This is a genomic window from Pedobacter sp., from assembly GCF_041662865.1.
GTDB lineage: Bacteria > Bacteroidota > Bacteroidia > Sphingobacteriales > Sphingobacteriaceae > Pedobacter.
Genome location: NZ_JBAZRL010000012.1, coordinates 47,401 through 72,333, shown reverse-complemented (window position 1 = coordinate 72,333; position 24,933 = coordinate 47,401). Strand labels below are relative to the sequence as shown.

Genomic DNA, 24,933 nt, shown 5'->3' with positions numbered 1-24,933 from the left:
TGACGAAGATCAGAAAATTGGAGGAACGAAGCAATCTTAAAGCACAATGCAATAACACCCATAGTTGTAGCATTGCTTCCTGTCTAGCAATGACGAAGCTAAAGAAATTGCGACCTAAGCATTCTTACCTGAAGGAAATGGATAAATCCATCCATGTAGGATTCAAATCTGTAATCAACTTTATTTTCATTGAGCGACTACCACCCTTAATTCGCTTTTCTTCATTAATTGCCTCTTCTATGCTAAAAAAAGGGTTAAAGTATACTAGCTTATGGCATTTATACTTAGCAGTAAAGCTATTTGGATAAAAATTATTTTGATGTTGCCAAACCCTATTTTCCAATTCAGATGTTACACCAGTATATAAAATAGTGTTGAAAACGTTTGCCATGATGTAAACACAACCTCCTCTTCCCATTTATGCTAAGAATTCTACATTAAGTTTCATAAGATTAAAAAATTATATATGCCGTCATTGCGAGGTACGAAGCAATCTTAATGCGTCTTACCTCTTTGCGTCTTTGCGAGGAACGAAGCAATCTTAAAGCACAATACAATACACCCTTAGTTGTAAGATTGCTTCGTACCTCGCAATGACGAATTTTATCCCCTACTGCACCATCCTCGTCAACACATTGGTTGTTCCCTCTTGCCCACGTGTACCTATAGCTACCACACGACCGTAAATGCGCTTGCCACTTGGCAAATTGGTAAACGTATATTCACGGGTAGATGAACCTTTAGAAATCCAGCTACTTTCTAAAGTCAGCGGCTCTTCAGTATATTCAAAAATGTACGACTTCGCATTTTCTACCGCTTTAATGCTAAACTTAATTTCTCCCGGTTTCGTCCCATCTGCTAAAGTAAATTCTTGTGGTGGCGACAGACTTAACGCACTATCACTCTCAATTGCCAAATCAAAACCCGAACTCACCAACTTTGAACGGTTGCCTTCTGCCGAAGCTTCTATACTCATAGCCAATAAACGGAAACTGTTCAACAGTGCTTCTCTGGCATCGCTCTTTAACGACACTGCCACACGGTCTCTACTTGCTGCTGCGGTTAATGCATTCGAAAAATTGGCAGCAATTCCAGTGAATGCAGCCAATGTTGGTGAGGTAGTTACAAAATTGGCATTCCCTGTTAATGCAGCAATAATAGCTTGTGCTTTCTGATCTAGTTTTGCATCGTTGTATTTCTGATAATTTAAAATCAATTTAGAAATTTTCATAGTCGGTAAATTTTATAAATGAAGACTGCATTGCCTTCGAAAATCAAATTACACTAGCACGGCGATAAAAGCAATTTACCCTGACGGTAAGTGGAAGGATTTGAAAGGATTTTAACAGTATTAAGCAGTATTGGAAGGATTGATAGGAAATGAAAGGATCTGGAAGGATGTGGAAGTCTTTATGGGCAGCTAATTACACACTTTGTTTCCTAAAATGCCCTTCGCATAATTGAAAAACCAGTATTTGGTTATTTTAATTTCCTTTTTGTAGCGTAAGAAATGTCAATCATATAGTATAAGAAGAGCATCATATAGCATAAGATGTCACACATATGGTATACGATGACGTACATATAGCATATGATGGCGTACATATTGTATATAATCTCAATTGTTTGACATATTAAAGACCTTGTAAAGCAAACAAATGGGATTTTACGACATACGACATCCCTAGTTTGTGGAACAAGTATACCCATACATCTAATTTAGTTTTTAGCCGCTACCCACCGTATCATTTCCCCAATTTTACAAGCTGCTAATCGTTACGCTGATACAATTCTGCCTGTAGCCACTACTAACTATTAACCTTTAAAATTTATGCTATGAAAAAAAAAGGCATCTTCTCTGACGCCACTAACATTATGTGGTTATTGGAATGTAAGGACACTAAAAGCTTTCGTGAAATAAAAAAAATTAAGCGAACATTTGGAATTATCGACCCTAAAAAAGTAACAGTAGACCATGTTTGTATTTACTATGGGATCACAAAAGAGCAATATTGGGAAACCCAACCTGGTGGAAATGATGATGAGTAAATTGAATGTATGGGCTAACGCTTTGATGCATTTGGTTTTATCGGTTGCTTAAGTTACCTTTAGTTTTAACGCTACTCTCTATTCATATGATGACCTCACCTTTTTTGAGGTTACGGTTTCCCGTATAATTAAGAAAAATAGAAGGTTTAGTTTTATTGATAATAGATTAGAATTTATATCCGTGTGTAAACGTTTGTATTAGTTATACACTATTATTGGCGCAACAACAAAAAGTACACTACATTGCTTAAATAAGGTTTTAGATAATAATTATTTCGCATATTTATAAGTTATAAGTAATTTAAAACAACACGAACTATGATTTCAGACAAATTTGAAGAGCAAATATTTTTCACAACAACTAGAATTACTATTCCATCAGAAACTGGAAATGGAGAGGCGATTGGAACTGGATTTATTCTCAACGCTCCGTTAAATGACCCTGAAGGAAGGTCCGTGACTTTACTAATCTCAAACAAACATGTATTTGTAAATCCTCTAGGTAGCATTGCATTTAACTTTAATCATAAGACTAAAACTGGTAACCCAGACTTTGGGAATATCCATACTTTCTCAGGTAAGGATTTTTCTGCACTTTATACAGAGCATCCTGATGCAGGAATTGATTTAGCATGTATAAATGCATCAATAATTACGCAACCTGAGCATAATGTCTTTTATAAAAACCTTACACATGATATGTTGTCTGATTTCAACGAAGACCAATTAATGCCTGGACTTGACGTTTGGTTTGTCGGCTATCCAGAAAATAGATTTGATGTGACAAATAATTTACCACTATTGAGAAGAGGTTATATAGCAAGTTATCCTAAGGTTGATTTTAATTCTAGAAAATTATTCGTTATTGATGCCCAAGTATTTCAAGGCTCAAGTGGTAGTCCAGTTTTCGCCCCAATTGGCGGACATTTTAAGTTAATTGGAATTGTAACAGAGACTATGATTAAACATGGACAACTGCAAGCGATACCTACTTTACATGCTAACGTAGGAGTTCAACAGATACTAGGATTGGGGCTCGTGATAAAAGCGACTGCATTAAAGGAATTAATTGACTTAGCAGTTAATAAATTAAAGGCAAGTCTTAAAATTTATGATGAACCAACTAATGAAAAATAAACTACTTATAACAGCAAATTTGTGCAAAAATGGCTGACCGGTGGTTTAAGTTAATTCATCTGTTATTTACTTAATTTAGTACGGGCTGAAAATGATTTTGCAAATAATGCCTTTTCTGCACAAATTAGCCAAACGTTATGTGCAATGTTAAAGATACCATCATGGATAAAGAAGCTATAAGATTGCTTGAACAAATCAATAACTCTCTTGCGAAAATAAACGTTAGAGAAGAAACCAATGAGATGATGTCAGACACATACAAATTGTTAGACAAATCTGATCGACGCGTAGAAAATTCACTTGACCAAATTCAAAATACTTTTGATAGAATTCATGATAAAATATTTAATTTCAATAATGTATTAATCGGTGCATTCTTAGTCCTTGGTACATTTCCAAATGATGCACCACACGTTAAATTATGGACGATTATATTTCCAATTCTCAATATGGTTTTCATGATTTATATTGATTACAGACAAATGGAAATTCATAGATACGCCGCTGGAGAACAGGAATGGAATAGTTTAGAAAGAGACGAATACGGCAATAAAATCAAGCGACAAACCAGACTTTCACTTTTCTCCCTTTTCTTATCTGTATTATGCTTATTCTATCTTATCGCAAATGTAATGTAAGACTAAAACACTGCATACAACAGCGGCTCAAAAAAAATTCCGGTTTTACAGTCGACGGAACTTTCAACTTTTCACTATATTTATTACAGCTGAGAGAACTCTTCTTCGTTTTCCGCAACTTCTTTTAGTCGTAAAACGTTATATACAATCATAATAGTAAGATTTAAAATAAGCAATCTTCAGTCGTAAATGTAAATTCCAATTATAAATAAAGATACATATCATAGGCTTGTACTAGCAAGGATAACACTTAACAATTTACTCACGTCTTGAAACTTCTACTTTACTTTCCATCACTCAACAACTCTGTTCTGTGTTTTGCTCCTGCTGAGCGCAACTTTTCATAATAAATTTGAAACAGCTCCTCGAGGGCATTGCCTTTATTTCTGTTTACATGGTATTGAACATAATCCAAAAGCGTGCGGTTATCAGTATAATCTATTTTATTTAAAGGAACCTTCCAACGAATAGCTTCATCAATAAACTCAGTGAATTTGTAGGATATTGCATATTTTAACAGACTACCATCCATTACATCAAATTGCGTACTGTTGCATTTCAATAAATTAAGTTGCTCGTAAACGGTCCACATGCTTACAATTTTCTTGGCAATTGCCTCTTTGCTATCTGTAGACTTATCTACCCTAGCGGCTTCGTAAATACGTCGCTGATAAAGGTACTTATATCCACTTTCGGGGTTGTTGTCCTTCATTCGACCAGAAATAATTGTACATAAGTTCATCATTTTAGACAACTGCCATTCTGGAAATAATTTGTCTAGATATTTATGTAATTCAGTATAGTTCATGGTGCCCTTTGCTGCCAAGTAGGTGGCTATGCGTGGGTCTTGTTGCGCTTGACTTATCAACGCTGTCGTGAACAACAAAAAGATTAAACAGAAAAATCGCTGCCTCATAAGGAAATAATTAACATAAAGATAAAAAAGATAGGAGAATAGAAAAACCTAAAAGCTCCTGAAACCTAAAATTGTATTAACCAGAACAAATAGTGGAGAAGGTTTGGAAAATACTACAGTGAGTATCGAATAGTTGGAGACAACATCAACAGCACCAAAAATAAAGGTAGAACGCTGCTTAAGCTAGTGAAGACTAAAACCTTAAAGGTGGAGCTATTATACTTTATTATCTGCTCGAAATTAACAGGGAGGCGTCATTGCGAGGCACGAAGCAATCTTAAAGCGTGAGAGTTTATTCAGTTCTTGCAGGCTGTGGCTCGCTTTTATCGGATAGAACACTGCTTATGCTAATCCGGACTAAAAACCTTTACAGGTGGAGCAATTATACTTTATTATCAGCATGAAATTAACAGGGAAGCGTCATTGCGAGGCACGAAGCAATCTTAAAGCGTGAGAGTTTATTCAGTTCTTGCAGGCAGTGGCTCGCTTTTATCGGATAGAACACTGCTTAAGCTAGTCCAGACTAAAACCTTTACAGGTGGAGTAACTATACTTTATTATCAGCATGAAATTAACAGGGAAGCGTCTTTGCGAGGCACGAAGCAATCTTAAAGCGTGAGAGTTTATTCAGTTCTTGCAGACAGTGGCTCGCTTTTATTGGAAGAACGCTGCTTAAGTAAGTCAAAACTAAAATCTTTGCAGGTGGAGTAATTATACTTTATTGTCAGCCATAAGTGCTATTTTCGGTGAATAGTGTACATTGAATACATTAAGAAACTAACATATGGAAAATCAAGGCGCAACAGTTGTCATAAGCCATCATATCTTAGATGGAAAACAGGATCAATACGAAGATTGGTTGAATGAAATTGGTCCGATATGTAGAAGTTTTATTGGAAATATTGATTGGCAAATCATTCGTCCCATTCCAAATCTTACATTTAATTATACCGTAATTATAAGGTTCGATACGATTGAACATTTGACTACCTGGATGGAATCTAAAGAGAGGAAACATTTAATTGAAAAAGTAAAACCTTTATTTACAAAAAATGATAAATTCTTTATCAAATCTGGTTTAGATTTTCTCTTCGCTAATGAAGGTGAAAAGCACACTGTACCTGTCCGTTGGAAACAGTATCTAGTGACATGGTCGGCCATTTACCCCCTATCCATCCTTATTCCTTTACTTGTGCTCCCTATTTTAAAAGCATTGAATTTTCCAGAAAACAAGTATGTGAACTCGTTTTTTATTTCTGGTACTGTTGTTTTAATAATGGTTTATTTACTGATGCCTAATTATACTAGACTAATTAGAAAATGGCTTTATAAATAAGCAACGCTTTGAGATTAGCTGCCCCCAAGCTGGCGCACGCCTGTAACGTGTGAAGTAATACTAAGATTTAAATAAAGCAACCTTCAGTCGTAGGTGAAATCAACACATCTTATTATATTGCAAGCAACAAATTTTATCACCAACACCAAAACAAAATGAGAAACCTAATTTTTTTCATGCACTCTTCTCTCGATGGTTTCGCAGCAGGACCTAACGGAGAAATGAACTGGATCAACATAAGCGAGGAGTTATTCGACTTTGTTTCCACCCTAACGGACAAAGCCGACACAGCATTGTATGGACGTGTAACCTATGACATGATGCAAAGTTATTGGCCAACTGCTGCCGAACAACCAAATGCATCCAAACACGACAAAGAACATTCGGTGTGGTACAAGAATGTGTCAAAAATTGTGTTATCCAGAACCATCAGCGAAGAAGGATTGGACAACACCACAGTAATTAGCGATCAATTAGAAGACAACATCAACAGCATCAAAAACCGAGACGGAAAAAACATTTTAATCTTTGGCAGTCCAACTGCATCTCATTCCTTATTAGCACATGATTTAATTGATGAGTTTTGGTTATTTGTCAATCCTGTTTTACTTGGAGAAGGAATTCCTCTATTTAAAAACATCACAACAATCACGAAACTAAAACTAATAGAAACGAAAACATTTGCAAGTGGAGTAATTGCCCTTCACTACGAGAAGAAAAGATAAGAAAATAAAAGCATTTCCCTAACATTTTAACCACTGTCCCAAAGAGCGTGGGGCAGACAGAAACGGCGGGCCATGTGTAGGCCTAGAGCGTGGAAGCATCGTTCCTGACTTGATTGTTTGCTTCTTTATCATCAAGGATAAAGAAGGAGCCCCATCGGCGGCGGCGAGCCGAGGCAAGCCAGTGCGTTGGATTTTTAACTATCATCATTCCCAAGAAAGACCTACCAATGCATTACGATACCCAGTCAAGCTGGGCATGACGAGTTTGGACTAATAACCAGCCATCTTTTGCGAATGATTTATCATACCATCACTGTCCAAGAGTGTGGGGCAGACAGGAACGGCGGGCCATGCGTTAGCCTAGAGCGTGGAAGCATCGTTCCTGACTTGATTTTATTCATCAGTTCTTATATTTTTATTGGTATTCATGCTCTCGCAAGCTCGGGATGTTTCTTTTCTATCAAGAGAAAAGAAAGAGCCCCTCGGCGGCGGCGAGCCGAGGCAAGACAGTGCCGTGGCCAACTTTTAACTATTATTCTCAAATCAATTAAGAAGCAGCAATGAGATTGTGCTAAAGGCACTCCTGCGGAGCCACAGTCGGTGAAGAACCTCCTTCGCAAAGACGGTTAAGGAGGTGAACTTTACCAACCCTGTAACCCACCAGCCCCTAACACCAACCACTGTTCCAAAGAGTGTGGGGCAGACAGGAACGGCGGGCCATGCATAAGCCTAGAGCGTGGAAGCATCGTTCCTGACTTGATTGTTTGCTTCTTTATCATCAAGGATAAAGAAGGAGCCCCATCGGCGGCGGCGAGCCGAGGCAAGACAGTGCCGTGGCCAACTTTTAACCATCGTCATTCCAAGAAAAACCTACTAATGCATTACGATGCCCAGTCAAGCTGAGCATGACGACCTTAGGAAAGCACTGTCCAAGAGTGTGGGGCAGACAGGAACGGCGGGCCATGCGCAAGCCTAGAGCGTGGAAGCATCGTTCCTGGCTTGATCTTTTGCATACTTTTCCATCAAGGGAAAAGTTTGATGCCCCCGCGGCAAAGAGCGGACAAGCCAGTGCGTTGGCACTTTTACCAAAAGAAAACAACAATGAGATTGTGCTAAAGGCACTCCTGCGGAGCCACAGTCGGCGAAAAACCTCCTTCGCAAAGACGACCGAATTAAGATGCCCAGGCAAGCTGAGCATGACGAGTTTGGGCTTATTTAAACCGTATCGCTTTCAGCGGACTAATCCTACTCACTAACAGCGAAGGAATTAACAACACAACCGAACATATCACAATAGTCGCAAGATTTAACAGCAACACATCTATAAAATGTATCTCTATAGGCACGTACGACAAGTAATAATTGGTTTGCTCTAGTTTAAACACATGCGAATACTGCTGAAAATACGCTAGACCTAAACCTAATATATTTCCTAACACTAAACCAATGCCTACTAAGTAAATGGCATTGTACAAAAAGATTTTCATTACACTAAAATCAGAAATACCCATCGCTTTCAGCAAACCAATCATGGTGGTACGCTCTAAAATCATAATGAGCAAAGCAGTAACCATATTAATTACCCCAACAATCATCATTAAAAAGAGCAGCACTTTTGTATTTACATCGAGCAAGGAGAGCCAAGTAAAAATCTCTGGGGTACTTTCCTTCACAGATCTCGACCGTAGTTTGAGTTCTAAATTGGCATACACATCATCAGCCACAGGCTTTAGTTTAGCAAAGTCTTTTATCCTCACTTCTATCCCACCCATCTGATTAGGTTGCCAATTATTTACACTTCTAATAATATTAATATCGCCAATGGCAAAGTTTTTATCAATGTTTTCTATACCTACACTATATATACCCACTACCTTAAACTTTCTTATTTTAGGCGGGTTTTGTACAAAGTGCACTAAAAAGCTATCTCCATTTTTAAGCTTTAATCGGTTTGCGGTATACTCCGATATTAAGATTTGATTTGCAGCGCTATCGGCAAAGTCAATCACTTTTCCACTAATTAAATGCTTTTGAATAAAGCGCCAATCGTAGGTAGGATCAATTCCTTTAAAATTTATACCCTCCACTTCACCATTAGCCGAAATAATAGCAGGCTTGGTAGCAAATGGATAATAGGATTCTAAGTCTGTATTGTTTTTTAAATACTGTAGTGTAGTATCATTAGGTACAAAAGGAGATTTCTCAAAAGAACCATTTAAATCGAAACGGTAAATCTGTACATCACCAATAAAACCTCTTACTTTATCTTGTATTTCGGTTTTAAAACCTTTAATAATCGCAACAGAAAGTATCATCACAGCCAAGCTTAGCATTACACCAGCTATCGCTATGCGTACAATTAACTTACTAAATGTACGTTCAGATTTTATGGCAATTCGCCTCGCTATGAAATATTCTATATTCAAATTTTGTAATAAATTGTAACTTAGCAAAAGTGCTAATTCGATTTCGATTTAGCGTATACTTCTTTAAAAAATCTAGAAATGAAAAAATTATCTGTCCTTTTTACATCGTTACTTACTGTTTTTGCCCTTGCTGCTTGCGGACAAGGAGTAAAAGTTAAATTGAATCCTAATGTACCTAATCCTTACAAAGTAAAGGCCGAAAATATTGACAAGCCTAAAGCTGGGAAAAAATTTATGACCGGTGCCGAGCAAACTGAAAAGTATTTGCCTTTACTAAAAGGGAAACGCATTGGCATGGTGGTTAATCCAACATCTATTATTGGCAACGTAACTGTAGTAGATAGCATACTTAAACGTGGTGTAAACATTGTTAAAATATTTGGTCCAGAACATGGTTTTAGAGGCGATGCAAGTGCAGGTGTAAGTGTAGATGATGCCGTAGATACAAAAACTGGCATCAAAGCCATCTCTTTATATGGTAAACACAGTACGCCAACTAAAGAAGATTTAGCAGATGTAGATATCATGATTTTTGATATTCAGGATGTGGGCGTTCGCTTTTATACCTATATGAATACCTTACAACATGTAATGGAAGCTTGTGCTCGTGATGGCAAAGAAGTGATGATTTTAGATCGTCCAAATCCGAATGGTTTTTACATTGACGGACCAGTTTTAGATCCTAAATATAAATCGGGGATTGGTTTACAACCTATTCCAATTGTGCACGGCTTAACCTTAGGCGAATATGCGCAGATGTTAAATGGCGAAGGTTGGTTAAAAGACAAAATGAAGTGTAAAATCACGGTGATTAAAAATGCAAACTATACACACGATATGCCTTATGTGTTGCCTGTAAAACCATCACCAAATTTAAATACACAACAATCTATTTTATTGTACCCAACTACCTGTTTATTTGAAGGAACGTATTTAAATCACGGTCGTGGTACACAATATCCCTTTACAATTGTGGGTGCTCCTTACCTAAAAGGAAAATTTGCATTCTCGTTTACACCTAAAAGTATTAAAGGCATGAGCGAAACTCCATTGTTTATGAATGAGGTTTGTTATGGTTTAGATTTAAGAAACTACGATGTTTCAAACTTTAGGAAGACAAAAATGTTAAACTTAAGCTGGATTATGGAATTGTATAAAGCATCGCCTCGTAAAGAAGATTTCTTTAACAATAAATTAAGTGCCGAAGTAGGTACAATTGAAGCGAGAATTGGTGTTGGCAATTTTAGACAACAAATTATTGATGGTGTTTCTGAAAAAGAGATTAGAGCAAGTTGGGAACCAGGATTAAGTCAGTACAAACAAATGCGTAAAAAGTATTTATTGTATCCTTAGTTGATTGAAGATATCGTCATTGCGAGGCACGAAGACAACCGAACGTAGAGAGATCTCACGAACACCAATAAAAATAATAAAAATAACTTTAAGTAATCTTAAAGCGTTTTACCTAACCGCCATAGCTGTAAGATTGCTTCGTGCCTCGCAATGACGATTAACGGATTAAGTTCCATTTGGCCAAACAAGCTTGTTTATCGTTTGTTATGACACTGATAAGATTAACCTAGTATTCTTTCATTTAACATTCACTCTCCAAAAGCTATGAACAACGAGAAAACAAAGAAAAGCGAAAAAGTATCAAGCAACTTTTTAGAACCGCAGCCTAAAGGTAAAGTAGATAAAGGCAATAAAGTGGTTAAAAAGACGGAAGATAAAATTTATACGAAAGATCCTGCGATGGCCAAAACTAAAAATCCAGCTAAGCAGAAAGAGAACAGTGAACAACCTGTTCATTCGGTAAAAAAATAATAGTGACACATGATGCATGAACAAAATTCAAATCTTTCGGCTGAAGAATTAAAGAAAAAAGCTTACTTAGAGGCGCTAAAGCTTTCCAAATCAGGTGTAGATCGAGAAATTATTTATGCTCGTTTAGAAAAACAAGGCATCCCGGGAGAAATTATAGAGGATGTGATTAAAAATTTATCTATTCAACGAAAAGCGGATAAAATCGAACACTTAACCCCATTCTATAATATAGCTTTAGTTAGAGTTGGGATAGGGTTTGCTTTTGCTGTTATCTTTTACCTATTATCTCCAAATCAATTTTATATTCCTATTGGATTAATTGTAGGAGGTATAATCTCCGCATTCCTTATCAAAAGAAATATGAAATAATTATTTTTTTCTTTGCTTATTTAATTAATTCAAAAGCTCTCATTTAGAAATGACTCATAAAACAAAAATTGTAGTTGCTGGCATTGGCGGAGTTGGAGGTTATTTTGGTGGACTGTTAGCAAGAGCTTATGCAGGAAACGATGACATTGAAGTTCATTTTATTGCTAGAGGAGCACACTTAAAAGAAATTCAGGAGCATGGCTTAACCGTTATCAAAGGAGATATTGATTTTCTCGCAAAACCTTTTTTAGCTACTGATAACGCCGCTGAAATTGGCATTGCCGATTATATCATTTTATGTACTAAAAGTTACGATTTAGTAGAAATGCTAAACCAATTGACGCCTTGCATTGGTAAAGAAACTGTATTGCTTCCTTTATTAAATGGAGTTGAAGCCGTAGAGAAAATAAGAGAACAATTCCCAAATCATTTGGTGCCTGCAGGTTGCGCTTACATCGTTTCGGCAATCAAAGAACCTGGAGTGGTAGAAAACATGGGCAACAGACAAGAAATTTATTTTGGACTTGATAACGCAAGCGATGAAAGGTTAATCGTATTAGAAGATTTATTAAAGTCTGCAGGAATTGAGGCCACTTTATCTGCTAATATTTCTAAACTCATTTGGGAGAAATTCATCTTTTTATCCTGTATAGCCACCGCAACATCTTTTTACAACAAACCCATTGGCGAGTTATTGAAAGAAAATAGAACGGCACTTCAAGATTTCGTCAGTGAAACTTCTGCGCTAGCCAAAGCTAAAAATATTGAGGTAGAGCCACACACAATTGATAAAGCAATGGCACATTATGAATCGCTTCCTTTTGCCACAACTTCATCTATGCAAAGAGATTTTCAATTTAACAGCAAAAAGACGGAGCTAGAATCCATTACTGGCTATGTTGTAAGGGAAGGAAAAAAACTAGGTATGCCAACACCACATTTCGAAACGGCTTACCAAGCACTATTAAACAGATAATTACTTTTTCTTGGTCGCTTTTGCTTGTTTCAAAAACTGCAATAACACTTTCTCATCATTTTCCATTGCTGTCTTGCTATCTGGCTTTACTGTGTTAATTTTCATTAAGTATTTCTGCAATCCTTCATTCTCAAAAGTTTCCAATAACATCGGATACACGTAAGAACTTTTACAAACCGCTCTGGTATTGCCCAGTTTATTCGCCACACAATCTAACACTTCTACAATAGCTTTCTTTTTAGGCAAATCAGGAGTTTTAACCGAACAACTTGCTAATTGTCTTAAGGCTTCCAATGTTCCACCCCAAGTTCTAAAATCCTTAGCCGTAAAATCACTTCCTGTAATTTCTCTTATATAATTGTTAATCATTCCAGAATCTACCGACTTATGCGCTTTGCCTTTGGTATAAAACTGAAATAACTCTTGTCCGGGAATATCTTTACACTTTTTTACCAACTGTGCCAAGGTTTTATCGTTCAATTGCACTTCTTGCTTCACTCCTTTTTTACCCACAAAACTTAAGGTCGATTTACTTCCGTTTTCTTTAAAGTGATTATCCTTTAAGGTGCTTAGTCCATAACTACCATAAGCCTTTTTATAACTTTCGTTCCCAATTCTAATTAACGTTTTCTGCATTACTTGTAAGCAAATGGCTAGTACTTTGCGCTCATCGAAATCTTTTCTTCTTAAATCTTTAGCAATTTGCTTACGAGCATGCGTTAAAGCTTTACCGAATTCTAAGAGTCTAAAATATTTATGGTCAGACCGTCTAGATGTCCAGTCGGTATGGTAACGGTATTGCTTTCTGCCCGCAGCATCTATGCCTATGGCTTGTAAATAACCATTTTTCCTAGGCGAAATCCAAACATCTGTCCATGCTGGTGGCAATACCAATTTCTTTATCCTTTCTAAATCTGATTCATTTTTTATCCGCTCGCCATTTTTATCTACATAATAAAAATGCCCTGGTTTTCCTTTTCTATAAATACCCGGTTGAGCCGGATGAACATATACCAAGCTGCTAGAATTAATGACTTCGGAAGTTGGAACCATATAGTAAAAAGAATATGAGTGAAATTTTTAGTTATTTTGTAGCATTAAAACAACCATTGAACAAATAGTGATGAAAATAGTTTTTATGGGTACGCCCGATTTTGCCGTTGCTTCTTTAAGTGCTTTACAACAAGCAGGTTTAGATATTGTTGGTGTAGTTACCGCAGCCGACAAACCTGCTGGTCGTGGGCAAAAGTTAAATGAGAGTGCGGTAAAAAAGTATGCTCTAGAAAACAACTTAAGAGTTTTGCAGCCTTTAAAATTAAAAGATCCTTTGTTTATTGAAGAACTAGCATCTTTAAATGCAGATTTGTTTGTGGTGGTTGCCTTCAGAATGTTGCCAGAAGTTGTTTGGAATATGCCGGCAAAAGGCACTATCAATTTACATGGCTCTTTATTGCCACAATACCGCGGAGCTGCACCTATTAATCATGTTATTATTAATGGTGAAAAAGAAAGTGGCGTAACAACGTTCTTTTTAAAACAAGAGATTGATACAGGCGATATCATATTTTCTGATGCGGTAGAAATTACAGACGATGAAACCGCTGGAAGTTTACATGATAAGTTAATGGTGGTTGGCGCAAATTTATTGGTTAAAACAGTTAAAGCTATAGAGGCTGATGATTATAACGAGGTACCGCAACCACAAAGCGATGACTTAAAAGCTGCACCGAAAATATTTAAGGATTTTTGCAAGGTAAATTGGAACCAATCAAATCAAACAGTGTATAATCACATTCGTGGATTAAGCCCTTACCCTACTGCTTTTACGACTTTAAATGATAAAACGTTAAAGATTTTTAATGCAACGCTAGAGGATAAAGAACCTGGTATTTCTACAGGTGCATTTTTAACTGACGGAAAAACATATTTAAAGTTTGCTACGAAAGATGGCTTTATCTCTCTAACCGATGTGCAATACGAAGGTAAAAAGCGAATGTTGGTTGATGAGTTTTTAAGGGGGATGCGGTTGTAAAGAATGCATGTCCCAAACCGATGCTCGTCATTCCCGTGAAAACGGGAATCTTAAAAGTAATAGCGGCGGCGAGCTAAAAGAAAGATTTCTCCGCTACAGTCGAGATGACGCGAAAAATATAAACAACAGGCAGGCCAATTACAGCGCTGCCTGTTGTTCATCATACTCTTTTATTAATTATTATAAGCCTCAACTGCCCTTTCTATATTTCTTGAGCCATTGGACTGAATTAAATAGCCGCCTAAACTTAAGCCACTACCAATACCCAATAGTAAGAAACTTACTGTAGAACTCTTCGTTTCATACTTGGGCATGTTTCCGAAAGTAGTACCATTTTGTTTTAGTCCAGAACCAGAAAAAAGAGTGACAGCACTTGCAATAAATGCAGCACCTGCACCTACATACATAGCAACAGCAGTACTTCTACTTCTACGATAGGCTTCTAACATGTCCAGACTTTTCGAATTATCTGCCATGTCTGCTACAAGATTAGGATAATTGACCTTTTTCAAGTCTGAAAGACCTTTGTTATAGAACATTCGTGTATCAACTGTTTGGCGAGTTCTATCTCTAAACCTGTAGTAATCTCTATCGTATTGAATGGGATCATACACTACCTGCTGATAAAGATTGATCTTACCCTCAATAATTCTTTCCGAAAAAGAGGATTCCCCAAAAAAGTTTAACTTCTTCGTGTTGGCAAAGAAACCATCTTCATTGTTAAAGAACTTTACTTGTTGTACGGGTATACGCCTTGAGTCGACTCTTAATATCCATGAGCCTGCAAAATCAGGTCGTAACCTAATCTTTTGAGCATAGACAGTAGAGTCTGAATACAGGTGTACATAATTTTTGGATTCGTTCGTTTGCGAACGAGCGTTTAGGCCATAGCAAGCCATAACGACGATGAGTAATTTTTTCATATCGGTTACATTTGTGTGTATGCTATATTACACAAATTTCAGTCCGATAAAGTGATTGTAAATAATAAAATACAAAGATAAATTAACCGAGACTAGAATGTGAGATTTTTGTTTTTGACTCTCCGCTTCCTAGCTATTTCTTGGAATTAATTATGATTTGGGAGATGCTGTAAGGCTATCGTCTTTGCGAGCGTAGCGTGGCAATCTCCTATTTGTATTTATAAGTATGAGGGAGATTGCCACAGTCGGTTGAAGGACCTCCTTCGCAAAGACGAGCAAGGTGTTTTAAAGCAAAGCATTCAACTTCGCACTAAGCGTCTTGGCTACTTCATTAAAGTAACGTTTTTTACCATAACCCATCACCCATCTAATTCCACTACTTGCATTGGTTACAAAAACCTCTTCAGCTTCGTTTAAGATTTCTGGGTTAATTTGTGCTTCAATTAGAGGTAAATCGTGTGTTTTGGCAAGTTGTAAAATTACACTTCGCATCACTCCAGCCACACAACCTTCGGAAAGTGCTGGTGTATAAATTTGTTTTTGATACACTACAAATACATTAGAGATCGTACTTTCACATAAAAAACCATGTTGATTTAAAATCAAAGCCTCATCCAATCGGTGTTGCTTTTGAAATAAACCTGCCATTACATACAATAAAGCATTGCTGGTTTTGTAATTAGCTAGTTTATTAATGGATTTAGTAATTTCATCATACACATCTATAATTAAACCTTTTTTGTTTAATTCATATTGTGCTTGCTCTAATGGAATCGCTTCTAGCAAGTAACCTGCTTTATTACTTTGAGGTGTATATAAGCCTTCCCCATCTCTGTAAATCGTGAGACGAAAACGAACATTCCCGTTAAACTTGTTCTTTTTAAGTAGTTCTGTCGTTTTTTGTCTTAGAAAATATTCGTCTAGCAAAGCGTAGCCTTCCATCTTCAACGCTTTCATGCCTGCTCTTAAGCGATCTGCATGTTGCTCAGCAAACTGCAATTTACCATTACACATCCGCATCGATTCAAATAGTCCATCGCCAAATTTGAACCCACGATTACTTGACTTTATAATTGCATGATCTGCAGCAAAAAATTCATCGTTAAATAAAATATGCGACATACATTACTGCGGTTGTAGTGAATAATTTCGCCATTTAAGTAAAACGGCTTTAAAATCTGCAGGTAAAGGCGCTTCAAACTCCATGTATTTCTTTGTAGTTGGATGAATGAAACCTAAAGTTTGGGCATGTAAAGCTTGACGAGGCATAATCTCAAAACAATTGTTAACAAACTGTTTGTATTTGGTAAACGTTGTGCCCTTTAAAATTTTATCGCCACCATAATTTGCATCACTAAACAATGGATGTCCAATGTGCTGCATATGTGCTCTAATTTGATGTGTGCGCCCTGTTTCTAACTGGCAGCTTACTAAAGTTACGTAGCCTAAACGTTCTAAAACCGAATAATTAGTCACCGACCATTTGCCTTTCTCTTCATCATCATACACATCCATTACAATGCGGTTTTTTAAACTACGACCAATGTAACCTTCTATTCTGCCTTCTTTTTCTATATCGCCCCAAGCTAATGCAATGTATTTACGGGTTATGCTGTGATCAAAAAATTGTTTAGCCAGTTTGGTCATGGTAATTTCGTTCTTGCTTATTAGCAGCAAACCAGATGTATCTTTATCTATGCGGTGTACTAAACCTGGACGACCATCATTACCTGGTAAAGTTGGTAATTGCTCAAAATGATAGGCTAACGCATTAACCAATGTACCTGTATAATTATTAAAACCTGGATGCACCACCATACCAGCAGGTTTGTTTACTACCAATAAATCAGCATCTTCATAAACAATATCTATTGGAATGTTTTCAGGGTAAACTTCTGTATCGCGTGGCGGATGCGCAAACACGATAGAAATTTCATCAAATGGTTTTACTTTATAACTCGATTTTACAGTTTTCTTATTAACTAGTACATTACCCGCATCAATTGCATTCTGAATTCTATTCCTTGACGCATTTTCTAGACGGTGCATCAAAAACTTGTCAATACGCAGCAAAGACTGTCCTTTATCGACAACAATATTAAAATGCTCAAATAAATCTTGTTCTTCCTCTTGCTCTATAATATTGTTTTCCATGCTGCAAAAATAGGATTAACAATTTGATAATTTTTAAAAAAATAGATTGGCTTGTTTTTTGTTAAGGAAGATGTATTAAACTATTGTGCCTATGAAAGCTTTTACTGAAAATGTGAGAATAGTACTTAATTTTTTTCCTTATCTGATGAGAAAGATATACTTTCGTGATTGAAAATCAAACAGATAAAAACTATGAAAAAAAAATTAACTGCGCTTAAATCTTTATTGATTGTAAGCGCTTTTTTATTACCCCTAAATTTATTGGCACAAGAAGACGTAGGCGACCTATTTAAAGCAAGTCCTGCAGATGCTACAAAACTTGTAGATGCGTACATCAACCCCCTTTTTAAAGGATTAGGTGTTGGCTTAAACTCCGGCTGGAATACATCAGCTAAGACGAAAGGTTTTTTACGATTCGATTTACGTATTACAGGTACGTTAGCATTTGTACCAAAATCTGATCAAACTTACGATGTAAATACATTAGGTCTTCAAAATGTGAGCCCAGTAAATCCATCATCTTCTACAGGCCCAACTGCTTTTGGAGTTGATAATGAAGGTGCTTTAATGAAGTTTAATGCAGATCCTACTCAAACATTTAGATTGCCACAAGGTTCAGGTATACATTTCGTTCCTTCTCCACAGGTGCAATTAACAGTAGGTTTACCAAAAAACATTGATGTTTCACTACGTTTAGTTCCTAATATTAAATTAGGTGAAGATGCTGGATCAATTAATATGTTCGGTATTGGTGCTAAAGTAGAAGTGCTACCCTTAATTATGGGTAAAAAAGATAAGCTATTGCCTTTTGATTTAGCTGTTGCTTTAGGTTTGACTAGATTAAACTATAACTTACCATTAGATATTAATAATGGCAAGTATGCTAATCAAGAGTTAGATATTAAAATTAACGGCTTTAGTGCAGATGCAATTATATCTAAAAATCTATTGTTCTTTACGCCTTTTGCTAGTGTAGGTTTCAATACATCAAATTCTAATTTAAGTGCGTTAGGTACATATGATTTTGATGCACCAACTATTGGCAATCCCAATGGCACACAAACATATACTGATCCAGTAGTAATTAAAAATAATGATATCAGTGGCTTAAAAGCGTCACTTGGCTTTCAGTTAAAGTTATCGTTCTTTAAAATATATGCTTCTTATACTCAAGCACAATACAGCTATGTAAATGGTGGTATTGGCTTTGGTTTCGGTAAATAAAATTTTAAATCATCAACATAAAAGCTTCTCTTTGGGGAAGCTTTTTTTATTTAATGCAAATTTACAGTCCAGTACAGCAAATCAGTTTTCAATCGTTAAACCCCGTTTATGTTAAACGAGATGATTTAATTGACCCATACATTTCGGGCAATAAATGGCGTAAACTCAAGTACATTCTACAAGATGTAACATTAAAAGGGAAAAAGCACTTAGTTACTTTTGGTGGCGCTTACTCTAATCATTTAGTGGCTACCGCAGCAGCGGCGGCAAGGGCTGGCTTAAAAGCTACTGCATTTGTACGTGGTGAGCAGGTTGAAAATGAAATGCTACTGCTCTGCCATTTATTTGGAATGCAGCTCATTTTTACTGATCGAGAAAATTATAAGAATAAACAACTTCTTTTTACTTCCCATTTTGGTAGCGATGACCAAGCCTATTTTATTGATGAAGGTGGCGCAAGTGAAGAAGCTGTAAAAGGTTGTGCTGAAATTATAACTGAACTTACAGAACCTTTCGATTATATATTTTGTGCTGCTGGTACTGGAACTACAGCCGCTGGATTATTAAAAGGTATTAATCTCCAAAACTTACCAACTCAACTTCATGTAATTCCTATATTAAAAGGTGGAGACTTTATTGCTGAAGAAATTAGTAAACATGAAAATGATGTGAGCAAATTACATTTACATACCAACTATCACTTTGGCGGTTATGCCAAAACAACTCCAGAATTATTAAAATTCATAAAAACTTTTAGTACTGAAACAGGAATGCTGATAGATCCGGTTTACACAGGCAAACTATTTTATGCTATCTATGATTTAGCTCGTAAAAACTATTTTAAAAAAGATGCTAAAGTTCTAGCCTTACATACTGGAGGTTTGCTGGGTATTTTAGGAATGAAAGAAAAACTGTTTCAGGTTTAATCATCATCGCTATTCCCGTAATGGAAGATGGGAATGACGCAACCCTAAGAGGGTTTAATGTTAATTGCTCTCATTTTATGGTTTTCGGTTGTTACTTCGAACGCTACCTCATCTAAAATCTCTACTTCATGTGGGCAATCAGCCTTTGCAAACCCATATTCTATATTTGTACTGCTATCTTTTATATTACCAATTCCTTTAGCAGAATTAAAACTAATTACCACTCCGTATCTCATAACTCTTCTCTTTAAATGTAGGGTAAGGTAGGTATTATTTATTAAGGAATTTTTTAAATAATATGCTCTCCTTTTTGAACAATTAGGAAGAAATTAGGCATAATTCTCTCTTAGTATTTTTCCACAATTTATAAAAGCAAAACATTTTTTTGGCAAAAACTAACTTTAAATCGTTTAAACCTAGTTTTTATCTTTCAAGCTCAAATAGTGCTTAAATTTGATAATTTGGCACATTTTATTACTTTTGAACATACCAAAACTATAAATTTTATGTATCAACTTAGTGTAGCACCAGATCAAGTAAATCAAACTTTGCAACAACATATTTTAGCAGATGGTTTCGACCTCACCTATGATATGGAGAAAAGTAATGGTGCATATATTTACGACTCGAAATACAATCGCAGATTATTAGATTTCTTTACCTGCTTTGCTTCAGTTCCATTGGGCTACAACCACCCAAAAATGATTAATGATGAAGCCTTTAAACATAGTCTATTGTTAGCAGCTATGGCTAATCCATCTAATTCTGATGTATATACTCAGGAATATGCACAGTTTGTAAAAACCTTTGGGGAAGTTGGTATTCCGGATTATTTACCACATGCTTTTTTTATTGCAGGTGGAGGTTTAGCCGTAGAAAACGCACTTAAAGTTGCTATGGATTGGAAAGTTCAAAAAAACTTTGCTAAAGGATACAAAGAAGAAAAAGGTTTTAAAGTATTACACTTTGAAAAAGCTTTTCACGGTCGTACTGGTTATACGCTAAGTTTAACGAATACACTACCAGATAAAACAAAATGGTTTGCAAAGTTCGACTGGCCAAGAGTATCGGTTCCACAAGTAAAATTCCCTTTGATTGATGGAAACTTAGCAACTGCGATAGAATCAGAGGAAGCCTCGATTGCGCAGATTAAACAGGCTTTTGCAGCGAATAAAGATGATATTTGCGCTATTATCGTTGAGCCAATTCAATCTGAAGGCGGTGATAATCATTTACGTGAAGAGTTTTTAATTCAACTGCGCCAACTGGCAGATGAAAATGAATCATTTTTAATCTACGATGAAGTACAAATTGGTGTAGGCTTAACTGGTAAGTTTTGGTGCCACGAGCATTTTAGCGAGCAAGCTCGTCCAGATATTGTAGCATTTGGTAAAAAGATGCAAGTTTGTGGAATTTTGGTGGGTAAAAAGGTAGAAGAAGTTGAAGGAAACGTATTTAATGTACCTTCACGCATCAACTCTACTTGGGGTGGTAATTTAGTAGATATGGTTCGTTCTACACAAATTTTAAATATCTTACAAGAAGATCAACTTTGTCAAAATGCTGCAGAAGTAGGCGATTATTTAAAACAGCATTTAACACAACTAGCTACAAAACATAGTAAAATAAGCAATGTTCGTGGTCGTGGTTTACTTTGTGCGTTCGATTTTGTAAATAAAGATATGCGTAATGCTTTTATTCAAAAAGGAATTGAACATAATGTAATGTTTTTAGGGTGTGGTAATCAAACTATTCGTTTCCGCCCTGCTTTATGTATTGAGAAAAAACATATTGATGAAGGAATGGAAGTAATGGAGAAGATTTTACCGAGTTTATAATTTTATAAAATAATTTTAGCCGCAGTTGTGCAGATTAAATCTGTCAACTGCGGCTTTTATATATGCTGCTAAACGAAAGCAGAAAAACCAGTAATCGCTCTTCCAACAATTAAGGTGTTAATTTCTTTAGTTCCTTCATAAGAATAAATAGCTTCTGCATCAGCTACAAATCTAGCAACATCATATTCTAGCAAAATTCCATTGCCGCCCATTACTTCTCGAGCTCTACTTACCACATCGCGAGTTCGCATAGAACAGAAAACTTTGGCTAAAGAGGCATGTTCATCTGTCAATAAACCCTGGTCTTGCAGCTGCGATAAGCGAAAACACAACGTTTGCATAGCAGTCAAATTAGAAAGCATTTCTACCAAATGATTTTGTATCAATTGAAAAGAAGCAATTGGTCTGCCAAACTGTTTACGTGTTTGTGTGTATTTTAATGCTGCTTCATAAGCACCTCTTGCACAACCAACTGCTTGCCAAGCAACTCCTGCCCTAGTCATTTTTAAAACCTTTGCAGTATCTTTAAATGAATTGGCATTTTGCAAACGATCTTCTTCATCCACTTCGCAATTAGTTAAAGTAATCAATCCATTTTGCACAATACGTAGTGCCATTTTATCCATCATTTTTTCTACTGCAAAACCTAGATTGTCCTTTTTTACGATGAAACCTTTCACCTCATTACTTTCTTCATCTTTAGCCCAAATGATCAAAATATCGGCAAAAGTTGCATTACCAATCCATTTTTTTTGACCATTTATAATCCATTTATTATTTACTCTCCTACAAGTGGTAGTTAATCCACCCGCCGCTGCCGAACCAACTTCTGGTTCGGTTAAACCAAACGCACCAATTGTTTTAAATTGTTGCATAGATGGAAGCCATTGTTGTTTTTGCGCTTCAGATCCTAATAAATAAATAGAACCCATAGCTAAACCACTTTGTACTCCAAAAAAAGTAGAAATAGAAGTATCAACCCGAGCCATTTCCATAGCTAGAATACCTTCCATTAAATTAGATTTTCCGGCGCAGCCGTAACCTTGATAGGTTAAACCGCAAATGTTTAATTCAGCTAGTTTTGGGATAAGTTCAAAAGGGAATTCAGCTTTTAGCCAATAATGATTCACAATTGGTTTTACTTCTTTTTCTAAAAAAGCCCTAACCTTTAGTTGTAGCGCTCTATCTTCATCTTTTAACGCTTCATCACCTAAATGATAAAAGTCTCCTTCTATTGGTGGTAATTCTTTCTTTTTAGTATTACCATCCATCATTTTCATCATGCCTGATAATTGTTTATCATCTAAAGCAGATATAGTTTCTACCATCTTGGGTAAATCTACTTTTTTTGATAAAGCATCTAGCTGATTAAAATCGATGTGTTTAAAAAGCTGATAGGCATTTTTGAGAGAAGAGAATATATTTGGCATAATTATTCGTTTTTAGAGTAACAAATAATTATCTAGTTTGTTATAAAACCAAAATCAATAGGGCAAGAGATACGTATTTAAAGCAAATTGAAAAGGTTCTCTACACCTAACAGTTTCCTAGAGGTAAAGCCTTCGCCATATTTAGCACCAATGTTTTTACCAAATTCCCTTGCTCTAGCAATTACAGAATCAAAAAATTCAGGAGTAGAGATATATGTTTGGGGCTCACTCGTATCACTGCTAGCAAATTGAGTTTTAAAGGCTTTTATAGATTCTATTTTCTTATCCATAACATCAGTTATATCAATTATAACATCTGGTTTGATGTATCGATCTTGAATGTATTGCAAAATTAATCTAGGGCGCCATGCTTCTTGCGTAACTCCATCAAGCTTAGTTTCAATTTTAACTAATCCTGATAAAAAGATAGCGTCATTTGTTAAATCTCCGGCTCTACCATGATCTGGGTGACGATCATGCAAAGCGTTTGTCAAAATGATCTCTGGTTGATATTTACGCACCATTTTGATGATTTCAAGCTGATGTTCTTCATCATTTTTGAAAAAACCATCTCTAAATTTTAGGTTTTCACGAGCATGTAATCCTAAAATTTTAGCAGAATCTGCTGCTTCTTCATCACGTGTTTCTGCAGTACCTCTTGTACCTAATTCGCCACGCGTAAAGTCAACAATTCCTACTTTTTTTCCTAAGGCAATATGTTTTAAAATGGTTCCAGAACAGCCTAATTCCGCATCATCAGGATGTACAGCAAAAACAAGTATATCTAACTTCATTCTATTTATTTTTCATCCAGCAGGTGCTGAATTTTCTTTTTTACTTTTGAGGAATTTGGCTTTGTGAAAGAATAAAAATAATCCACTACTTCGCCGGTTTTATTGATTAAATATTTATGAAAATTCCATTTCGGAGAGGAGTTTAGATGTCCATTCAGTTTCTTTTCGCTCAAAAACTTAAATAACGGATGGGCTTGACTTCCTCTCACCATTACCTTTTCGAAAACTGGAAATTTAACTCCGTAGTTTACTTCGCAAAACTCATTTATAGCTGCACCGTCTAACGGTTCTTGTCTACCAAAATCATTTGAGGGGAAACCTAAAACTTCAAACCCTTGATCTGCATATTTATCTCTAAGTTCTTGTAATTCTTTTAATTGTGGTGTAAAGCTGCAACCGGAAGCTGTATTTACAACTAGCAGCACTTTTCCCTTATAATCAGACAAGGTTTTTTCCTTTCCACTTAATAATTTTGCTTTAAATGGATAGATGGTTTGAGTTGAATTCATTTTTAATTATTGATAATAACCAGAATTGACAATGATGGATTCAATGTCTCTTTCTTGAACAGGGTCGTAGGTGTTTTTTAAATTGTGACCAACTACCCTAGCCACTAATTGGTAGGAAAACGCTGCGAAGCCTCCTTTTGTTTGCTTGACAATATCATAAGTTGTACGTCCAAGCTCACGATCTATCAATTTGGTTAAAATCTGACCTTGAGTGATGGTCAGTTCTTTTATTTCGGTATTAAACATGTTTTTAATTTCATTATCACATTCTTTTACCAATTTCTTTTGATCCTTCTTTTCTGTAACTGTTGCTAAATCGCTTTCTAGTTTTTCGTATCTTCTTTTAGCATATAATGCATAAGGCATTACCTTTAATACATTGTACCTTAATCTATTATAAGCAGCTTGTTCTTCGGCAGAATGCCAAATTCGTTTACCATTAATTACAACTTCATCTAAACCAATCCATGGTATCATGTAGCCATTATCATTTGTAGCAGCTACTCTAATTGTATCATTTTTTCCTAAAACAGGCCAAATAGCACTTGCACTGCTTTCTTGTGCTTTTACCGCATTTGAAGCAATGATGACAATAAACAGAATAAAGAGACGATAATATTTCATAAATTTATGCCTATACAAAGTTAAAGCTAATTTTATATATTCGTTTTATCTACAATCGAATATAATCTTTTATAGCTTAAATT

26 protein-coding genes are annotated in these 24,933 nt (G+C 36.0%); 13 read left to right on the top strand and 13 right to left on the bottom strand.

All coding sequences use genetic code 11. The features are described from left to right. Nucleotides 1-124 precede the first annotated feature (124 nt). Complete coding sequence (locus WC622_RS06500; protein WP_372818417.1) at nucleotides 125-418, bottom strand: GIY-YIG nuclease family protein; 294 nt, start codon at nucleotides 416-418, stop codon at nucleotides 125-127. 192 nt (nucleotides 419-610) lie between these two features. Continuing rightward, on the bottom strand, nucleotides 611-1,231 hold the full coding sequence (locus WC622_RS06495) for a fibronectin type III domain-containing protein (protein WP_372818415.1): 621 nt from the start codon (nucleotides 1,229-1,231) through the stop codon (nucleotides 611-613). 605 nt (nucleotides 1,232-1,836) lie between these two features. On the opposite strand from WC622_RS06495, the gene WC622_RS06490 reads away from it, so the two are divergent. The 3 genes from WC622_RS06490 to WC622_RS06480 all read left to right on the top strand — a co-directional run bounded on the left by WC622_RS06490 (nucleotide 1,837) and on the right by WC622_RS06480 (nucleotide 3,824). After that, nucleotides 1,837-2,049: a hypothetical protein gene (locus WC622_RS06490; RefSeq protein ID WP_372818413.1), complete on the top strand. Its 213-nt coding sequence runs from the start codon at nucleotides 1,837-1,839 to the stop codon at nucleotides 2,047-2,049. A gap of 318 nt (nucleotides 2,050-2,367) precedes the next feature. Further along, nucleotides 2,368-3,186: a serine protease gene (locus WC622_RS06485; protein ID WP_372818411.1), complete on the top strand. Its 819-nt coding sequence runs from the start codon at nucleotides 2,368-2,370 to the stop codon at nucleotides 3,184-3,186. Nucleotides 3,187-3,347: 161 nt separating this feature from the next. Further along, nucleotides 3,348-3,824, top strand: coding sequence for a hypothetical protein (locus tag WC622_RS06480; RefSeq protein ID WP_372818409.1), 477 nt, complete (start codon nucleotides 3,348-3,350; stop codon nucleotides 3,822-3,824). Nucleotides 3,825-4,107: 283 nt separating this feature from the next. On the opposite strand, the gene WC622_RS06475 is transcribed toward WC622_RS06480, so the two are convergent. Beyond that, nucleotides 4,108-4,740: a hypothetical protein gene (locus tag WC622_RS06475; RefSeq protein WP_372818407.1), complete on the bottom strand. Its 633-nt coding sequence runs from the start codon at nucleotides 4,738-4,740 to the stop codon at nucleotides 4,108-4,110. Nucleotides 4,741-5,524: 784 nt separating this feature from the next. Between WC622_RS06475 and WC622_RS06470 the strand changes: the two genes are divergently transcribed. Both WC622_RS06470 and WC622_RS06465 read left to right on the top strand, forming a co-directional pair. Continuing rightward, on the top strand, nucleotides 5,525-6,076 hold the full coding sequence (locus tag WC622_RS06470) for a hypothetical protein (protein ID WP_372818405.1): 552 nt from the start codon (nucleotides 5,525-5,527) through the stop codon (nucleotides 6,074-6,076). 155 nt (nucleotides 6,077-6,231) lie between these two features. After that, on the top strand, nucleotides 6,232-6,801 hold the full coding sequence (locus WC622_RS06465) for a dihydrofolate reductase family protein (RefSeq protein ID WP_372818403.1): 570 nt from the start codon (nucleotides 6,232-6,234) through the stop codon (nucleotides 6,799-6,801). A 1,211-nt stretch (nucleotides 6,802-8,012) separates the two neighbouring features. Here the strand turns inward: WC622_RS06465 and WC622_RS06460 are convergent. Further along, nucleotides 8,013-9,227, bottom strand: a complete 1,215-nt coding sequence (locus tag WC622_RS06460) for an ABC transporter permease (protein ID WP_372818401.1) — start codon at nucleotides 9,225-9,227, stop codon at nucleotides 8,013-8,015. Between the two features lie 78 nt (nucleotides 9,228-9,305). Between WC622_RS06460 and WC622_RS06455 the strand changes: the two genes are divergently transcribed. From WC622_RS06455 to WC622_RS06440, 4 genes are all read left to right on the top strand, one after another. Next, nucleotides 9,306-10,580, top strand: a complete 1,275-nt coding sequence (locus WC622_RS06455; protein ID WP_372818399.1) for an exo-beta-N-acetylmuramidase NamZ domain-containing protein — start codon at nucleotides 9,306-9,308, stop codon at nucleotides 10,578-10,580. Between the two features lie 264 nt (nucleotides 10,581-10,844). Next, nucleotides 10,845-11,051, top strand: coding sequence for a hypothetical protein (locus WC622_RS06450; protein WP_372818397.1), 207 nt, complete (start codon nucleotides 10,845-10,847; stop codon nucleotides 11,049-11,051). A gap of 9 nt (nucleotides 11,052-11,060) precedes the next feature. Beyond that, nucleotides 11,061-11,420 (top strand): hypothetical protein, encoded by a 360-nt coding sequence (locus WC622_RS06445; RefSeq protein WP_372818395.1) that lies wholly within the window; start codon nucleotides 11,061-11,063, stop codon nucleotides 11,418-11,420. A gap of 49 nt (nucleotides 11,421-11,469) precedes the next feature. Then, complete coding sequence (locus WC622_RS06440; protein WP_372818394.1) at nucleotides 11,470-12,396, top strand: ketopantoate reductase family protein; 927 nt, start codon at nucleotides 11,470-11,472, stop codon at nucleotides 12,394-12,396. On the opposite strand, the gene WC622_RS06435 is transcribed toward WC622_RS06440, so the two are convergent. Beyond that, a complete protein-coding gene (locus WC622_RS06435) occupies nucleotides 12,397-13,449 on the bottom strand; it encodes a DNA topoisomerase IB (protein ID WP_372818392.1) in 1,053 nt (350 codons plus the stop codon). It abuts the gene before it with no gap. A gap of 70 nt (nucleotides 13,450-13,519) precedes the next feature. Here WC622_RS06435 and fmt point away from each other — a divergent pair, with 70 nt between their 5' ends. Further along, entirely contained in the window at nucleotides 13,520-14,428 is a 909-nt protein-coding gene (fmt, locus tag WC622_RS06430) for a methionyl-tRNA formyltransferase (protein ID WP_372818390.1), read from the top strand. Between the two features lie 173 nt (nucleotides 14,429-14,601). On the opposite strand, the gene WC622_RS06425 is transcribed toward fmt, so the two are convergent. From WC622_RS06425 to WC622_RS06415, 3 genes are all read right to left on the bottom strand, one after another. Further along, the gene (locus WC622_RS06425; RefSeq protein WP_372818388.1) at nucleotides 14,602-15,351 is read right to left on the bottom strand and encodes a hypothetical protein; all 750 of its coding nucleotides are present in this window, start codon (nucleotides 15,349-15,351) and stop codon (nucleotides 14,602-14,604) included. A 285-nt stretch (nucleotides 15,352-15,636) separates the two neighbouring features. Beyond that, nucleotides 15,637-16,473 (bottom strand): aminotransferase class IV, encoded by an 837-nt coding sequence (locus WC622_RS06420; RefSeq protein ID WP_372818386.1) that lies wholly within the window; start codon nucleotides 16,471-16,473, stop codon nucleotides 15,637-15,639. A 3-nt stretch (nucleotides 16,474-16,476) separates the two neighbouring features. Beyond that, entirely contained in the window at nucleotides 16,477-17,505 is a 1,029-nt protein-coding gene (locus tag WC622_RS06415; protein WP_372818384.1) for an RluA family pseudouridine synthase, read from the bottom strand. Nucleotides 17,506-17,697: 192 nt separating this feature from the next. Here WC622_RS06415 and WC622_RS06410 point away from each other — a divergent pair, with 192 nt between their 5' ends. Continuing rightward, nucleotides 17,698-18,729, top strand: a complete 1,032-nt coding sequence (locus WC622_RS06410) for a DUF6588 family protein (protein ID WP_372818383.1) — start codon at nucleotides 17,698-17,700, stop codon at nucleotides 18,727-18,729. 53 nt (nucleotides 18,730-18,782) lie between these two features. After that, a complete protein-coding gene (locus WC622_RS06405; protein WP_372818381.1) occupies nucleotides 18,783-19,655 on the top strand; it encodes a 1-aminocyclopropane-1-carboxylate deaminase/D-cysteine desulfhydrase in 873 nt (290 codons plus the stop codon). Between the two features lie 44 nt (nucleotides 19,656-19,699). On the opposite strand, the gene WC622_RS06400 is transcribed toward WC622_RS06405, so the two are convergent. Beyond that, on the bottom strand, nucleotides 19,700-19,891 hold the full coding sequence (locus WC622_RS06400) for a hypothetical protein (RefSeq protein WP_372818379.1): 192 nt from the start codon (nucleotides 19,889-19,891) through the stop codon (nucleotides 19,700-19,702). 270 nt (nucleotides 19,892-20,161) lie between these two features. Here WC622_RS06400 and lat point away from each other — a divergent pair, with 270 nt between their 5' ends. Further along, the gene (gene lat, locus WC622_RS06395) at nucleotides 20,162-21,493 is read left to right on the top strand and encodes an L-lysine 6-transaminase (protein WP_372818377.1); all 1,332 of its coding nucleotides are present in this window, start codon (nucleotides 20,162-20,164) and stop codon (nucleotides 21,491-21,493) included. 68 nt (nucleotides 21,494-21,561) lie between these two features. On the opposite strand, the gene WC622_RS06390 is transcribed toward lat, so the two are convergent. The 4 genes from WC622_RS06390 to WC622_RS06375 all read right to left on the bottom strand — a co-directional run bounded on the left by WC622_RS06390 (nucleotide 21,562) and on the right by WC622_RS06375 (nucleotide 24,850). Beyond that, nucleotides 21,562-22,923 carry an acyl-CoA dehydrogenase family protein gene (locus WC622_RS06390; protein WP_372818375.1) on the bottom strand — a complete coding sequence of 454 codons (1,362 nt, stop codon included), beginning with the start codon at nucleotides 22,921-22,923 and terminating at the stop codon, nucleotides 21,562-21,564. Nucleotides 22,924-23,000: 77 nt separating this feature from the next. Beyond that, on the bottom strand, nucleotides 23,001-23,717 hold the full coding sequence (gene bshB1, locus WC622_RS06385) for a bacillithiol biosynthesis deacetylase BshB1 (RefSeq protein WP_372818374.1): 717 nt from the start codon (nucleotides 23,715-23,717) through the stop codon (nucleotides 23,001-23,003). Nucleotides 23,718-23,722: 5 nt separating this feature from the next. Next, the gene (locus tag WC622_RS06380) at nucleotides 23,723-24,226 is read right to left on the bottom strand and encodes a glutathione peroxidase (protein ID WP_372818373.1); all 504 of its coding nucleotides are present in this window, start codon (nucleotides 24,224-24,226) and stop codon (nucleotides 23,723-23,725) included. A gap of 6 nt (nucleotides 24,227-24,232) precedes the next feature. Next, nucleotides 24,233-24,850, bottom strand: a complete 618-nt coding sequence (locus WC622_RS06375) for a DUF4294 domain-containing protein (RefSeq protein ID WP_372818371.1) — start codon at nucleotides 24,848-24,850, stop codon at nucleotides 24,233-24,235. Nucleotides 24,851-24,933: the final 83 nt, after the last annotated feature.

Bases quoted from the DNA above. Each gene is read 5' to 3' on its own strand.
- WC622_RS06420 (WP_372818386.1), bottom strand. From the start codon at position 16,473: ATGTCGCATATTTTATTTAACGATGAATTTTTTGCTGCAGATCATGCA.
- WC622_RS06440 (WP_372818394.1), top strand. From the start codon at position 11,470: ATGACTCATAAAACAAAAATTGTAGTTGCTGGCATTGGCGGAGTTGGA.
- WC622_RS06415 (WP_372818384.1), bottom strand. From the start codon at position 17,505: ATGGAAAACAATATTATAGAGCAAGAGGAAGAACAAGATTTATTTGAG.
- WC622_RS06425 (WP_372818388.1), bottom strand. From the start codon at position 15,351: ATGAAAAAATTACTCATCGTCGTTATGGCTTGCTATGGCCTAAACGCT.
- WC622_RS06410 (WP_372818383.1), top strand. From the start codon at position 17,698: ATGAAAAAAAAATTAACTGCGCTTAAATCTTTATTGATTGTAAGCGCT.
- WC622_RS06435 (WP_372818392.1), bottom strand. From the start codon at position 13,449: ATGGTTCCAACTTCCGAAGTCATTAATTCTAGCAGCTTGGTATATGTT.
- WC622_RS06375 (WP_372818371.1), bottom strand. From the start codon at position 24,850: ATGAAATATTATCGTCTCTTTATTCTGTTTATTGTCATCATTGCTTCA.
- WC622_RS06495 (WP_372818415.1), bottom strand. From the start codon at position 1,231: ATGAAAATTTCTAAATTGATTTTAAATTATCAGAAATACAACGATGCA.
- WC622_RS06490 (WP_372818413.1), top strand. From the start codon at position 1,837: ATGAAAAAAAAAGGCATCTTCTCTGACGCCACTAACATTATGTGGTTA.
- WC622_RS06455 (WP_372818399.1), top strand. From the start codon at position 9,306: ATGAAAAAATTATCTGTCCTTTTTACATCGTTACTTACTGTTTTTGCC.
- WC622_RS06480 (WP_372818409.1), top strand. From the start codon at position 3,348: ATGGATAAAGAAGCTATAAGATTGCTTGAACAAATCAATAACTCTCTT.
- WC622_RS06470 (WP_372818405.1), top strand. From the start codon at position 5,525: ATGGAAAATCAAGGCGCAACAGTTGTCATAAGCCATCATATCTTAGAT.
- WC622_RS06500 (WP_372818417.1), bottom strand. From the start codon at position 418: ATGGGAAGAGGAGGTTGTGTTTACATCATGGCAAACGTTTTCAACACT.
- lat (WP_372818377.1), top strand. From the start codon at position 20,162: ATGTATCAACTTAGTGTAGCACCAGATCAAGTAAATCAAACTTTGCAA.
- fmt (WP_372818390.1), top strand. From the start codon at position 13,520: ATGAAAATAGTTTTTATGGGTACGCCCGATTTTGCCGTTGCTTCTTTA.
- WC622_RS06475 (WP_372818407.1), bottom strand. From the start codon at position 4,740: ATGAGGCAGCGATTTTTCTGTTTAATCTTTTTGTTGTTCACGACAGCG.
- WC622_RS06400 (WP_372818379.1), bottom strand. From the start codon at position 19,891: ATGAGATACGGAGTGGTAATTAGTTTTAATTCTGCTAAAGGAATTGGT.
- WC622_RS06380 (WP_372818373.1), bottom strand. From the start codon at position 24,226: ATGAATTCAACTCAAACCATCTATCCATTTAAAGCAAAATTATTAAGT.
- bshB1 (WP_372818374.1), bottom strand. From the start codon at position 23,717: ATGAAGTTAGATATACTTGTTTTTGCTGTACATCCTGATGATGCGGAA.
- WC622_RS06485 (WP_372818411.1), top strand. From the start codon at position 2,368: ATGATTTCAGACAAATTTGAAGAGCAAATATTTTTCACAACAACTAGA.
- WC622_RS06445 (WP_372818395.1), top strand. From the start codon at position 11,061: ATGATGCATGAACAAAATTCAAATCTTTCGGCTGAAGAATTAAAGAAA.
- WC622_RS06465 (WP_372818403.1), top strand. From the start codon at position 6,232: ATGAGAAACCTAATTTTTTTCATGCACTCTTCTCTCGATGGTTTCGCA.
- WC622_RS06390 (WP_372818375.1), bottom strand. From the start codon at position 22,923: ATGCCAAATATATTCTCTTCTCTCAAAAATGCCTATCAGCTTTTTAAA.
- WC622_RS06405 (WP_372818381.1), top strand. From the start codon at position 18,783: ATGCAAATTTACAGTCCAGTACAGCAAATCAGTTTTCAATCGTTAAAC.
- WC622_RS06450 (WP_372818397.1), top strand. From the start codon at position 10,845: ATGAACAACGAGAAAACAAAGAAAAGCGAAAAAGTATCAAGCAACTTT.